At 42.4% G+C, this 13,657-nt stretch carries 11 protein-coding genes, 1 tRNA gene and 1 riboswitch; of the genes, 7 read left to right on the top strand and 5 right to left on the bottom strand.

The genetic code is table 11. From position 1 onward, the window contains the following. Together AC0C66_RS13590 and AC0C66_RS13585 are read right to left on the bottom strand one after the other, a co-directional pair. Window positions 1-516: a YjcG family protein gene (locus AC0C66_RS13590; RefSeq protein WP_014113407.1), complete on the bottom strand. Its 516-nt coding sequence runs from the start codon at window positions 514-516 to the stop codon at window positions 1-3. A gap of 36 nt (window positions 517-552) precedes the next feature. Beyond that, complete coding sequence (locus AC0C66_RS13585; protein WP_014113408.1) at window positions 553-1,275, bottom strand: esterase family protein; 723 nt, start codon at window positions 1,273-1,275, stop codon at window positions 553-555. A 167-nt stretch (window positions 1,276-1,442) separates the two neighbouring features. Beyond that, a riboswitch (SAM riboswitch) is annotated at window positions 1,443-1,566 on the top strand. A gap of 68 nt (window positions 1,567-1,634) precedes the next feature. Between AC0C66_RS13585 and metI the strand changes: the two genes are divergently transcribed. Together metI and metC are read left to right on the top strand one after the other, a co-directional pair. Beyond that, window positions 1,635-2,756: a cystathionine gamma-synthase/O-acetylhomoserine thiolyase gene (metI, locus tag AC0C66_RS13580; RefSeq protein WP_472973622.1), complete on the top strand. Its 1,122-nt coding sequence runs from the start codon at window positions 1,635-1,637 to the stop codon at window positions 2,754-2,756. Beyond that, entirely contained in the window at window positions 2,749-3,921 is a 1,173-nt protein-coding gene (gene metC / locus AC0C66_RS13575) for a cystathionine beta-lyase (protein ID WP_242734473.1), read from the top strand. Before metI ends, metC begins: the two co-directional genes overlap by 8 nt. 32 nt (window positions 3,922-3,953) lie before the next feature. Here metC and AC0C66_RS13570 read toward each other — a convergent pair whose 3' ends face one another. Then, window positions 3,954-4,496: a GNAT family N-acetyltransferase gene (locus AC0C66_RS13570; RefSeq protein WP_014113411.1), complete on the bottom strand. Its 543-nt coding sequence runs from the start codon at window positions 4,494-4,496 to the stop codon at window positions 3,954-3,956. A 70-nt stretch (window positions 4,497-4,566) separates the two neighbouring features. Further along, window positions 4,567-5,757 (bottom strand): DUF819 family protein, encoded by a 1,191-nt coding sequence (locus AC0C66_RS13565; protein ID WP_072183575.1) that lies wholly within the window; start codon window positions 5,755-5,757, stop codon window positions 4,567-4,569. Window positions 5,758-5,930: 173 nt separating this feature from the next. On the opposite strand from AC0C66_RS13565, the gene AC0C66_RS13560 reads away from it, so the two are divergent. After that, window positions 5,931-6,003 (top strand) — tRNA-Val (locus AC0C66_RS13560). A 275-nt stretch (window positions 6,004-6,278) separates the two neighbouring features. Here the strand turns inward: AC0C66_RS13560 and AC0C66_RS13555 are convergent. Continuing rightward, window positions 6,279-7,442, bottom strand: coding sequence for a response regulator aspartate phosphatase (locus AC0C66_RS13555; protein ID WP_014113412.1), 1,164 nt, complete (start codon window positions 7,440-7,442; stop codon window positions 6,279-6,281). A gap of 281 nt (window positions 7,443-7,723) precedes the next feature. Between AC0C66_RS13555 and AC0C66_RS13550 the strand changes: the two genes are divergently transcribed. From AC0C66_RS13550 to manA, 4 genes are all read left to right on the top strand, one after another. Continuing rightward, the gene (locus AC0C66_RS13550; protein ID WP_014113413.1) at window positions 7,724-8,005 is read left to right on the top strand and encodes a putative quinol monooxygenase; all 282 of its coding nucleotides are present in this window, start codon (window positions 7,724-7,726) and stop codon (window positions 8,003-8,005) included. A gap of 516 nt (window positions 8,006-8,521) precedes the next feature. Further along, entirely contained in the window at window positions 8,522-10,468 is a 1,947-nt protein-coding gene (gene manR, locus AC0C66_RS13545) for a mannose transport/utilization transcriptional regulator ManR (RefSeq protein WP_461845705.1), read from the top strand. Window positions 10,469-10,618: 150 nt separating this feature from the next. After that, window positions 10,619-12,571, top strand: a complete 1,953-nt coding sequence (gene manP, locus AC0C66_RS13540; RefSeq protein WP_072183572.1) for a PTS mannose transporter subunit IIABC — start codon at window positions 10,619-10,621, stop codon at window positions 12,569-12,571. A gap of 15 nt (window positions 12,572-12,586) precedes the next feature. After that, entirely contained in the window at window positions 12,587-13,534 is a 948-nt protein-coding gene (gene manA, locus AC0C66_RS13535; protein ID WP_072183571.1) for a mannose-6-phosphate isomerase, class I, read from the top strand. Window positions 13,535-13,657 lie beyond the last annotated feature (123 nt).

The following is a 13,657-nucleotide window of genomic DNA, read 5'->3' as shown; positions in this document are numbered from 1 at the left end:
TTATTCTCCTCCGCCTAGCAAGAAGGTTTCATATACTGTCCACGATCCGTTTTCTAGCTGGTAAAGCAAGTGGAAACGATCAACGATTTCTTCATGCGACACTTCCTGCATTTTTAATTGTCCCAGCACATCTGAATGCTCATCGTCGGAAAGATTTTGGCCGACCGTCACATGCGGAACGAAATTATATTCCTGTTCACCAGCCAACACACCGGTGTATAACTTTTCATTGAGTGTTTTTAATTCTTCCGTCGGCTCTGCTTTGATGTAAATGACATTATTGACAGGCGCAAATGAGCTGTATTTTGTCATTTTGAGAACGATCGGATGGGACTCCTTTGCGATGTTTCTCAGATGTGATACAAGCTGATCCGCTTTCTCCTCTTTACATTCAAACGATGCTCTTAGCGTCAAATGGGGCGGGATCAGGGAATAGCTCGGATCATAGCGCTTTCTGTAAGAGTTCGCAAGGTCTTGGAGTTTTTTTGATGGAAATAAAACGATTCCGTATTTCATATTATGTCCCTCCTGGAAATAAAGTATGATAGAATATCAAAGCATTTTTTTCAGCGCCGGCGTGATGAGCGGCTGCCAGTATGTCCATTTGTGATCTCCGTCAAATGATTCAAAATAATAATCGGAAAGCTTCTCCTCCAGCAGCTGTTTCAGCTCCTGATTCGGTTCTGTAAAGTCCAGAATGTTTCCGTCTGTCGTGTGGACGTCAGTTTCTTTTGTTCCGATTTGGTGATAAATAGAGAGGTGTTTGATATCGTCTGACTGTTTCACAGCTCCCAATACATGTTTGTCAACATAGGGAGACTGCATGATGATGTTTCCGAACATATTCGGATAATCAAGCGCTGTCATAAGAGAAACAGTCGCTCCGAGAGAATCACCGATCAGCGTCCGACCGTAGCCGACTTGATAGGTTGGATACTCGTCATCCGCAAACGGAACGAGCTCATGGGCGATGAACCGTTTATACGCCGAAAATTTTGAGCCTTCCGGATGATAGGTTTTTCTGCGCTCTTTTACATCCTTATAAGGAACACCGATAATAATGCTCCGGTCTATTTCTCGCTTGGACAGCAATTCTTCGACCTGTCTGCCGATTCTCCCCAGCCTGAAATAATCGTGGCCGTCCTGCGCGATAATGACATGGTATTTATAAAGCGGGGAGTAGTTGGACGGCAGATAAACGAGCAATGTCATTTCCTCGTTAAGCTCTTTTGAAAAGAATTTCTTTTCTTGCACTGTGCCGTTTTTCGGTGCCATAATACATTCCTCCAGGACATCGCTAGACTTTCTTGCTGTTTTCCATTATTGTACCATGAATTATTAGAAATTTCTCTCTTTAAACTGTTCGGAACTCGAAGAAAAAAGTGTTGAAATAAACTGCAAATTGCGCTAATATAAAACTATCAGAAAATTGAAATCGATATTTCTTATCGTGAGAGGTGGAGGGACTGGCCCTTAGAAACCTCAGCAACCGGCTTGTTTTGCATTATGTGCAAAACGCCAAGGTGCTAAATCCAGCAAGCGTTTTTTATGCTTGGAAGATAAGAAGAAGCGTTAAACCCCTTCTTCTTATGAGGAAGGGGTTTTTTATTTTGAAAAGGGAAGGTGTCAGCTATATGTCACAGCACGTTGAAACGAAATTAGCCCAAATTGGAAACCGAAGCGACGAAGTAACGGGAACAGTGAGTCCTCCTATTTATTTATCAACAGCATACCGCCACAGAGGAATCGGAGAATCTACCGGATTTGATTATGTTCGCACAAAAAATCCGACACGCCAGCTTGTTGAGGACGCGATCGCCAGCTTAGAAAACGGAGCGAGAGGGCTTGCCTTCAGTTCGGGAATGGCTGCCATCCAAACGATTATGGCGCTGTTTAAAAGCGGAGATGAACTGATCGTTTCATCGGACCTATATGGCGGCACGTATCGTCTGTTTGAAAACGAATGGAAAAAATATGGATTGACCTTTCATTATGATGATTTCAGTGATGAGGACTGTTTACGCTCTAAGATTACGCCGAATACAAAAGCGGTGTTTGTGGAAACACCGACAAATCCGCTCATGCAGGAGGCGGACATTGAAAAGGTCGCCCGGATCACAAAAGAGTACGGTCTTCTGCTGATCGTTGATAATACATTTTATACACCGGTCTTGCAAAGGCCGCTTGAGCTGGGAGCCGACATTGTGATTCACAGTGCAACCAAGTATTTAGGCGGGCATAACGACCTGCTTGCGGGACTTGTCGTTGTAAAGGATGAGCAGCTTGGTGAGGAAATGTTTCAACACCAAAATGCGATCGGCGCCGTCCTGCCTCCGTTTGATTCGTGGCTTCTGATGAGAGGAATGAAGACGCTGAGCCTCAGAATGCGCCAGCATCAGGCAAACGCGCAGGAGCTTGCGGCGTTTTTAGAAGAGCAGGAAGAAATTTCTGATGTACTATATCCCGGAAAAGGCGGCATGCTGTCCTTCCGTCTGCAGAAAGAAGAGTGGGTCAATCCATTTTTAAAAGCGCTGAAAACCATTTGTTTTGCAGAAAGCCTCGGCGGGGTGGAGAGCTTTATTACATACCCTGCCACACAGACGCACATGGATATTCCTGAAGAAATCCGCATCGCAAACGGAGTCTGCAATCGCTTGCTGCGTTTTTCAGTCGGAATTGAACATGCGGAAGATTTAAAAGAAGACTTAAAACAGGCGTTATGTCAGGTCAAAGAGGGAGCTGTTTCATTTGAGTAATCACAATTGGACGCTGGAAACCCAGCTCGTGCACAATCCATTTAAAACAGACGGCACAACAGGAGCGGTCAGTGTACCGATCCAGCACGCATCAACTTTTCACCAATCTTCATTTGAAGAGTTTGGCGCATATGATTACAGCCGCTCAGGAACGCCGACAAGAACAGCACTCGAAGAAACAATTGCCGCACTGGAAGGCGGAACGAGAGGATTTGCTTTCAGTTCAGGCATGGCTGCGATCTCAACAGCATTTTTATTGCTGTCACAGGGTGACCACGTTCTTGTGACAGAAGATGTATATGGCGGAACCTTCCGCATGGTAACAGAGGTGCTGACCCGGTTTGGCATTGAGCACACGTTTGTTGATATGACGGATAGTAACGAAGTGGCGCGGAATATCAAGCCGAATACAAAGGTCATTTATATGGAGACACCGTCAAATCCGACACTTGGGATTACTGATATTAAAGCGGTTGTTCAGCTTGCAAAAGAAAACGGCTGTTTGACCTTTCTGGACAATACATTCATGACACCTGCACTGCAGCGTCCGCTTGATCTCGGTGTGGATATTGTGCTTCACAGTGCAACAAAGTTCTTGAGCGGACACAGTGATGTGCTCTCAGGCCTGGCTGCTGTAAAGGATGAAGAGCTTGGGAAGCAGCTGTATAAGCTGCAAAACTCGTTCGGCGCCGTCCTTGGCGTGCAAGATTGCTGGCTTGTGCTGCGCGGATTAAAAACATTGCAGGTCCGTTTAGAAAAAGCAAGTCAAACAGCTGAGCGGCTTGCGGAATTTTTCCAGAAGCATCCGGCGGTGAAACGCGTGTATTATCCGGGGCTGTCTGATCATCCGGGCGCTGAAATCCATAAAAGCCAGTCAACGGGAGCGGGCGCCGTGCTATCTTTTGAGCTTGAAAGCAAAGAGGCCGTTAAGAAATTAGTAGAGAATGTATCACTTCCGGTCTTTGCTGTAAGCCTCGGCGCCGTGGAATCGATTTTGTCTTATCCGGCAACGATGTCTCACGCGGCAATGCCTAAGGAAGAGCGTGAAAAACGCGGCATCACAGACGGCCTGCTCCGTCTTAGCGTGGGAGTCGAACATGCAGACGATTTAGAACGTGATTTCGCACAAGCGCTGAAAGAAATTGCGCCAGTGGCGGTTCGATAAAAAGAAGCCGGGGATGGCCCCGGCTTCTTTTGTTATTCATCATCAGGATTCAGAATCGCGAGGACTTGATGATCCTCCCAAACGCCGTTGATTTTCACATTTTTTCGGGCGATGCCCTCTTTATGAAATCCCGCTTTTTCCAATACACGCATGGACCCGAGATTGCGGGGCATCACACCGGCTTCAATACGGTGCAGTTTCAATTCGTGAAACGCAAAATCAACAATCAATTTGACGGTCTCTGTCATAAGGCCCTTTCCATTATGGGCTTTGTCTAAAAAATACCCGATGAACGCAGTTTGCAGCGCCCCGCGGATGATTTGAAAGAGCGAAACCGTACCGATTAATGTATTGTCTGACGCAGCGAAAATGCCGAAATGATACTCTTCATCTTCCTCCAGTCTTTGCTGATACTCTGCTATTCTTTTTCTTTGCCCCTCAACCGTATAGTAATCGTCTGCGCGTATCATGGAGAACTGTTCAAAGAAATCCTGATTTTCGCTTTGCAGCCGCAGATTTTCTTCCGCATCCTTTACTTCTAAAGGTCTTACATAGATGTTTTTTCCTTTTAACATATCAGTGATCTCTCCGTTCTCATGTCAGCATTCCTCTTACATTATTCTGAGGAAAGTGTAAAAATCCTTTTTATAAGAAAGAAGAAAACCAGTTTCCCATAAAGGTGCCGACATAGTTCCCAATTAAGTAGCCGAGCGTACCAACAAGCATGATCGGGGCGACAAGTTCCCGCCATCCCTTGGCAATTGCCATCGCAGCCGCTGTCGTAGGCCCCCCGACAGCAGCGTTGACAGCGAGCAGAATTTCTTCAAGCCGCACGCGGAACAATTTTCCGACGGCTAAGGAAACAGTTAAATTGCTAATCGCAATGATAAACACAAATAATAGAATAAAAGGCGCATTGGTAACGATTAAGCGCAGATCTGCAGGAATGCCGATCACCACAAAAAACAAATATATCAAAAAGGTTCCAAGCTCTTGAGATCCATTAAGCCTTTCAAAAAAACGCGGGAATAGAAAAATGATAAGAACAGTTAAAGACGTGAGCATCAGATACTGATCGCCAAGCGTTCCGGTCAAAAGGGGATGAGAAAAAAGGCTTTTAAAAAAGCCGGAAATCTTCACACTAACTGCAACAAGCGCAAAAGCAGCACCAGCATTAAAAGCGATATCCTTTAAGGAAATGTCCTTCCGTTTCCAATAGCTTTCTGCACTGTTTCCGCTCTTTCCATCGGCTTTTACTTTTTCTTCAAACGGCATAGCATAATGCCGCTGAAACCATTTAACTGCAGGAATGCTGATTAATATAAAAAACAAAAGCGCCATCATAACATTATCAGCCACAACGGTAGCTGACACATATTCCCCCGGTGTCTCAAATTTTGCCGCCATCGCCGCAAAGTTGATCCCGCCGCCGATATATGAGGCGCTGATCATCCCGCCGATTTTATCGAGATAAGGAATATGCTGTTTGAAAAGAAAAAAAGAGAGAACGCTCCCAAGCACAGTGCCAGCAGAGCTAATCAGAAAAATAAACAGCAAACGCCTGCTTTCCTTAAAAATCTGCCGCACATTGATCTGAAACAGCAAAAGGGGAATCGCCAGGGGCACCACATAAGCCCACACAGTATCATACACAGGCGACTCAACAGGAAGCACTCCTATATTTGTAAACACCATAGCACCTAAAAGCGCAATGATAGCACCCGACACAGCGGACGCCCACTTAAAGCGCTGCTCCAGCCCGATGCTCACTGCCGCCCACACCGCAATAAACCCCCACAATACCCAAACATCATCAGAAGAAATCAAAGAATGCAAAACCCCATCACTCCTATTGTTAGAAAATTAAGACATATTATAATAGCCGGGGAACGGAACAGCAAGTCCGAAAAAAAGTTTTTCTGAAAAAGCAGTTGACGAATAGAAGGGAAGGTTATATAATAGAACTTGTCAGAAAGACAACAACATACCCAGCAACACATACATATCATGATTCCGTAGCTCAGCTGGGAGAGCGCTACCTTGACAGGGTAGAGGTCGCTGGTTCGAGCCCAGTCGGAATCATAGCTTAAACCCTTGCACAGCAAGGGTTTTTTACTTTTTATAGGGGCTGTCGGTTTTATTAATGCAGTATATGATTTAAATGAAAACCTAGGAATAATATTGAGTTGAGAAGATAAAATAAAAACCCCATTTCTAAAGTCCAAAATGGGGTTATTTCAATATCATATTAAGTTGCTGCTCTATCTGCGACCTTATAAGTGGACTGCTCAGAAAGAGCGTATGAAGCGCTGGATACTCCAACAATGCCAAGCAAGAGCGCTAAACAAATTGCAATTTTACATTTTTTCATTTAAATGTTTCCCCCTTTGAATTTGTTTACGTGCTTCAATTGCCATTTGATAAAAATCGACCGCATCATGTCTGTCTTCTTTGTTGGTCAAAAAATCAGCAACAGCAACAGCGTATTCTTCCATATCACCATAAAGGTTTTTCTCTTTGAAGAACTTGAACACTTCTCTAAGTGTTTGTAAGTCAAATGATAAATAAAGACCTTTAACCAGTTTTAATTTCTCGGTTACTTCCTGGTTGTTGTGTCGGGCAGCAACCTTCTGACCTTCCTGGTATAATTCTAATGCAGCCTTTACATCATTCTTCTTTGCTTTGACATATGCAAGATTAAAAATCGCTTTGGACTCATAAATGTGCTTTCGATCCTTATGAATTTCATAGGCAATTTGAAAATGTTTCTCAGCATTGTCAAGTTCTTCAAGGTTATTATAACATAACCCCACATTAAAATGAGCTGAACCAATTAAATGTTGCTCCCCTATTTCTAAGGCATCTTTTAAAGCTTTTTCAGCTGTTTCTAAAGCATCCTCATAACACATTTTGTCTAGCCAATTCCCAAATATAACAAATTGACATTGGACCATTTCTTTGCCATATGTAAGGTTACCCTGAGCATCTTTTTGCTCCTTAAATATAGAGTATGCTCGCTGAGCATAATTCATTGAAAAATGAGTCTCTTTCATATAGTAATAGACTTCAGACACTTTGAAATAGAACTCTGCCTTATCTGTATTTGCGTTTTCATCTAATAAATCAAGATATTTTTCAGCTTCGCGATAATAAGTTAAAGCAATAACTAAATCTCTTGTTCTAAAATGATACATGCCGGTAAAAAAATTATAATAGAACTCTATTGTATTCGTGAGGGATTCAGGGGCCATATTTTCCCTTGTCTTTTTGAGATCAGAATAAACACCATCTATATTTTTAACAGAGTCAGGTTCGAGATACGACAGCATTATTTCGTGCCGTAGCTTTAATAGCTGGAGATAGACTGCTACTTTTTCATTTTTCTCCATCATATCGAATTCTTTTTCAACTTTTTGTTTCATTTCTTTTGCTTTCTCAACTCGACCCTGCTTTATGACAACATACCAATGATTAATGTCTGTAGTTACATAATGATATGGGATTAAATCCGAAACAGACAATCAAATACCTCCTTTTATTTACATATATTTAATATTATACCACCAAGGGCACACTCTAATAGAACCATTTTTCGAAAAAACTTTCTATTCAGACTGAAATAAAGGTCAGAATAAGCATAAATAAGGACATCTGATACGGACCCTTTAGCTTGCTTTAGAATTATAGAAAGTTGGTCTAAAAGGCTCCCAATGTCGTTTAATGATTTATAAATGATATCTACATTTTTCAAGAAAATGTTATAATGAAAAGCCATAAAGTGATATGAAGAGGGGCAATTTCGATGCATTACATAACGGCATGCTTAAAAATCATCAGTGATAAAGACCTTAATGAAATAATGAAGGAATTCAAAAAACTTGAGGAAGAAACGAACAAAGAAGAAGGGTGTATCAAATTCCATGCTTATCCGCTTGATCCATCAGAACGTAAAATAATGCTTTGGGAGATTTGGGAAAACGAAGAAGCTGTGAAAACCCATTTCACGAAAAAACACACAAAAGACGTTCAACAACAAGAATTAACGGAAGTAGAATGGTTAATGAAAAGCAATGTGAATGATTAAAAGGCTTTTTAAAAAGAGAATAAAGCTGGCAGTTTGTTGTCCAACTCTATCAACAATCATCCTTTTCATTCAGAAGTCATCAGATGTACAATTCAATAGCCTTGAAGTTATAGGGCTGGTCAGAATCGAATATACTTGTTCAAAAGGCATCAACTACCTTGACAGGGGAGAGGTCGCTAGTTCGAGCCCAGTCGGAATCATACACGGCGGTTAGAGGCGTTATCACGTTTCTAGCCGTTTTTTTGCGTTGACTTAGTCGTATTAAGGCGGAGAATAGCGGTGGACCATTACGTGTCTGAGCGTTTCTTATTCTATTAAATGGGAATAGGAAGCGGGTAACGTACTTGATCATAGAACACTCTCATAACATAAAAAAACCTTTTTTCCGGAACCTTCGGTAAAAAACGAAACTTTTGAATCTATGATTTTACGTTATAATGTAAACGGTTACATTTATAGTATACTTATACTATTTATTTGTTCAAGTGGATATTGACAGGAAGGATAGAAAAACAGATGAAATACATGAATACAAGGCAAAAAGAGATTTTGTATCTGTTGTTATCTGAACCTGATGACTATTTAGTTGTGCAAGATTTCGCAGACAGGGTACAGTGTTCTGAAAAAACGATCAGGAATGATTTGAAAGCGATCGAGGATTACCTCAATGAACATTCTCATGCTCAGCTCATTCGGAAACCAGGGTTGGGCGTCTTTTTACATATAGATGAACAGGAAAGGACCTGGTTAAGCCAACAATTACATACAGAACATTTTTATTCTAGGCAGCGAACCGATGAGGAAAGAATGTTGCAAATTGCTTATGACTTATTAATGAATCTAAAGCCTGTTTCTGCAAAAGAAATTGCCGCTCAGCATTTTGTCAATCGATCTTCCATTAAAAAGGATTTATGTGCGGTAGAGGAGTGGCTGAAGCGATTTGACCTCACGCTGGTTTCGAAGCAGCGGCTTGGTTTGAAGGTTGATGGGAACGAAAAAAATAAAAGAAAAGCATTGGCAAGAATATCTGATTTGATTGATAACACGGAGTTTACTAGCCAATTTATTAAAAGTAAGTTCTTAAGTCACGAAGTAGATTTTGTAGCGAAAGAAATCAAATCATTACAAAAAGAGCATTCGCTTTATTTCACAGATGAGACGTTTGAGAGTTTGCTGTTGCATACATTGTTCATGATCCGCCGAATCAAAATGAAGCAGCCGATCTCGATATCTCCAAGAGAACTGGCAGCAGTAAAAAAGAAGAAAGAATATCAATGGACATTTGCTTGTTTACAACGGCTTGAACCGGTTTTTGCAATCCGCTTTCCTGAAGAAGAGGCCGTGTATTTGACATTACATATATTGGGCGGGAAAGTTCGATATCCATTACAGAAAGAAGAAAACCTTGAAAATGCAGTGCTTCCAAAGGTTGTAAGGCATTTAATCAACCGTGTTTCAGAGCTGAAAATGCTGGATTTTCATAAAGATCAGGATTTGATCAACGGATTGAATATTCATCTCAATACAGTGTTACAGCGGCTGAGCTACGATCTTTCTGTATCAAATCCTATGCTTAATGACATCAAAAAGATGTACCCTTATTTGTTTCATCTGATCATTGACGTTCTGGAAGACATCAATCAAACGTTTGATCTTCATATCCCTGAGGAAGAGGCAGCATATTTAACGCTGCATTTTCAGGCAGCAATCGAACGGCTGCATCACAGCAGTGATACACATAAAAAGGCGATCATCGTTTGTCACATGGGTATTGGGATGTCACAATTGCTGCGGACAAAAATTGAACGGAAATGTCATCAAATCGCTGTAATGGCCTGTATCGCAAAAGCCGATTTAAAGGACTTCATAAAACAGCATGAGGATATCGATCTTGTCATTTCAACCATAGCTCTGGAAAATATAACGATCCCATATATTGTTGTATCTCCGCTTTTGGAGCCTTCAGATGAGAAGGAATTACTTGCATTTGTGCATCAGCTTGATAAACCACAGCGCCAAAAACAAAAAACCTTTCAGATGCTGAACAATACGACTCCTTTTTTGGTTTTTTTACAGCAAGAGGCAGAGCACCGCTATAAGGTAATTGAACAGCTGGCGACAGCTTTGTTTGAGAAAGGCTATGTTGAAAAGGAATACGCGGTTCATGCGGTGATGAGGGAAAAAATGGCGGCGACAAACATTGGGGCAGGCATAGCCATTCCTCATGCGAACGCTAAATATATCAAACAATCAGCAATCGCAATTGCCACATTAAAAGAGCCGCTTGATTGGGGAAATGAGAAAGTATCGCTTGTTTTTATGCTGGCTGTCAAACATGAGGATCAAAATATGACAAAGCAGCTGTTTCGTGAGCTTTCATACCTGAGTGAGCAGCCGGCCTTCGTGCAGAAGCTGACGAAAGAAACAAACGTCATGACATTTTTATCTTATTTGGATTATTAAAAGCAGGGAGGCATTCCTTGCTTTTTTTGTTTATAAGGAAAAATGCCGTTATTTCCGGAACTTATGGTAAAAAAAAGCGATTTTAACGGCATGATTTCGGTATACAGTTGAGACAAGATCTTGTTATTCACACTTTAAAGGAGGTTTCGTATGAAACTGTTAGCGATTACATCTTGTCCGAACGGAATTGCCCATACGTATATGGCAGCGGAAAATCTGCAAAAAGCAGCTGACAGATTAGGCGTTAGCATCAAGGTTGAGACCCAGGGCGGAGTCGGGGTAGAAAATGAGCTAACCGCAGAGGAAATTCGGGAAGCGGACGCGATCATTATTGCGGCAGACCGCTCGGTAAACAAAGATCGATTTATAGGCAAAAAACTGCTGTCTGTCGGGGTTCAGGACGGCATCCGCAAACCGGAAGAATTGATTCAAAAAGCACTTAGCGGGGATATACCGGTCTATCGTTCCGCTTCAAAATCGGAATCCGGTAATCATCAGGAGAAGAAACAAAATCCGATTTACCGTCATTTAATGAACGGCGTTTCATTTATGGTTCCTTTTATTGTTGTCGGCGGATTATTGATAGCGGTTGCATTAACGCTTGGGGGTGAGAAAACACCTAAAGGCTTAGTTATTCCGGATGATTCCTTCTGGAAAACGATTGAACAGATCGGCAGTGCTTCATTTTCATTTATGATTCCGATTTTAGCCGGCTATATCGCCTATAGCATCGCTGATAAGCCGGGGCTTGTGCCGGGGATGATCGGCGGATATATTGCAGCGACTGGAAGTTTTTATGACAGCGCAAGCGGCGCCGGTTTCCTCGGTGGAATCATTGCCGGATTTTTGGCTGGCTATGCTGCACTTGGGATAAAAAAATTAAAAGTGCCAAAAGCAATCCAACCGATCATGCCAATTATTATCATTCCGGTGTTTGCATCACTGATTGTAGGTTTAGCGTTTGTGTTTTTGATCGGCGCACCTGTAGCTCAAATTTTCACATCTTTAACGGTTTGGCTGGCGGGGATGAAAGGATCGAGCTCGATCCTTCTGGCACTGATTTTAGGCGCGATGATCTCATTTGATATGGGCGGTCCCGTAAACAAGGTGGCATTTCTGTTTGGCTCGGCCATGATTGGAGAAGGAAATTATGAAATTATGGGGCCAATTGCCGTCTCCATTTGTATTCCGCCGATTGGCCTTGGAATTGCAGCGTTTTTTGGAAAAAGAAAATTTGAGGCGTCGCAAAGAGAAATGGGGAAAGCGGCATTTACGATGGGGCTCTTTGGCATCACTGAAGGAGCCATTCCATTTGCGGCACAGGATCCTCTTCGAGTCATTCCCAGTATTATGGCAGGTTCTATGACGGGTTCTGTGATAGCGATGATTGGCAATGTGGGAGACAGAGTAGCGCACGGCGGGCCTATCGTTGCAGTGCTTGGTGCAGTTGATCATGTCTTGATGTTTTTTATTGCTGTATTGGCGGGATCTCTTGTCACTGCTCTGTTCGTCAACGTACTAAAAAAGGATATTACGGCGGCGTCCCCTGTGCTCAGCGAAGCGGCACCCCCAAGTGAAGCTGCTGCAGCAAAAGAAATACCGCAGCCGATTCAAGCCGAAAGCCAAAAAGCTGAGATGACGGAAATCAAAAAACTGACAGACATCATCATGCCCGAGCTGATTGAACCACATTTATCAGGGGAAACCAGGGATGACATTATTGATGAAATGATTCAAACATTGTCCCGCAATGGTATGCTGCTGTCCGAGAGCGGGTTTAAACAAGCCATTTTGAATCGTGAACAACAGGGAACAACGGCGATTGGCATGAATATCGCAATTCCGCACGGGAAATCTGAGGCGGTCAGGAAGCCGAGTGTTGCCTTTGGAATCAAACGATCAGGTGTTGACTGGAACAGCCTAGATGGATCAGATGCAAAATTAATATTTATGATTGCTGTACCGAAAGAGAGCGGAGGGAACCAGCATTTGAAAATATTGCAGATGTTATCCCGAAAACTAATGGATGATAGCTATAGGAAGCAGCTGCTCTCCGTGCAAACAAAAGAAGAAGTATACAAGCTACTGGATGAAATCGTGTAATGCGGGGGGATTTTCATGACGGCTGAACCGTTATTTTTCAAGCCTGTTTTCAAAGAGAGGATTTGGGGCGGCACCGCTTTATCTGCTTTCGGCTATAACATTCCGTCAGAACGAACAGGGGAGTGCTGGGCTTTTGCTGCTCATCAAAATGGACAAAGCGTTGTTCAAAACGGAATGTATAAAGGGTTTACGCTCTGCGAATTATGGGAGCAACACAGATATTTATTCGGACATCTTGAAGGGGACCGTTTCCCTCTTCTTACAAAAATGTTAGATGCAGACCAAGATTTATCCGTTCAGGTGCATCCGAATGATGAGTTCGCCAAAATACATGAAAACGGGGAACTCGGAAAAACCGAATGCTGGTACATCATTGATTGCGAAAAAGATGCTGAGATCATTTACGGACACAACGCAAAAACAAAGGAAGAACTGATCTCGATGATTGAACTTGGAGAATGGGACGAACTTTTGCGCCGGGTAAAGGTAAAGCCGGGGGATTTCTTCTATGTGCCAAGCGGTACCGTTCATGCGATTGGAAAAGGCATTCTCGTTTTAGAGACGCAGCAGAATTCAGATACAACCTACAGATTATATGATTATGAACGAAAAGATGCAGAAGGTAAGCTGCGCGAGCTTCATCTGGAGAAGAGCATAGAAGTGATAGAGGTTCCATCTATCCTAGATCGGCAAACAGTTCATCATGAACAAATAGAGGAGTTATTTACAACAACATTGATTGAATGCGCTTACTTTTCGGTAAAAAAGTGGAATTTGTCAGGATCAGCAAGCCTACAACAACAAAAACCATTCCTTCTTATCAGTGTTATTGAAGGGGAAGGCCGAATGATATCCAGTGGGTATGTCAATACCTTCAAAAAAGGAGATCATATGTTGCTGCCCTACGGTTTTGGAGAATTTAAACTGGAGGGACAGGCAGAGTGCATTGTCTCTCATCTATAATTGTTTAATGTAGCAGACTAAAGTGTTGCTGAATGTGGAAAAACCCTTCTTAAATTGGAGGGTTTTTATGTCCTTTATTTTAGTCCCACCCGCATTCACGATTTAAAGCCTGACGTTCTTTAA

Source organism: Bacillus sp. VA13, assembly GCF_055710085.1.
This window is presented reverse-complemented; position numbering and strand designations above follow the sequence as displayed.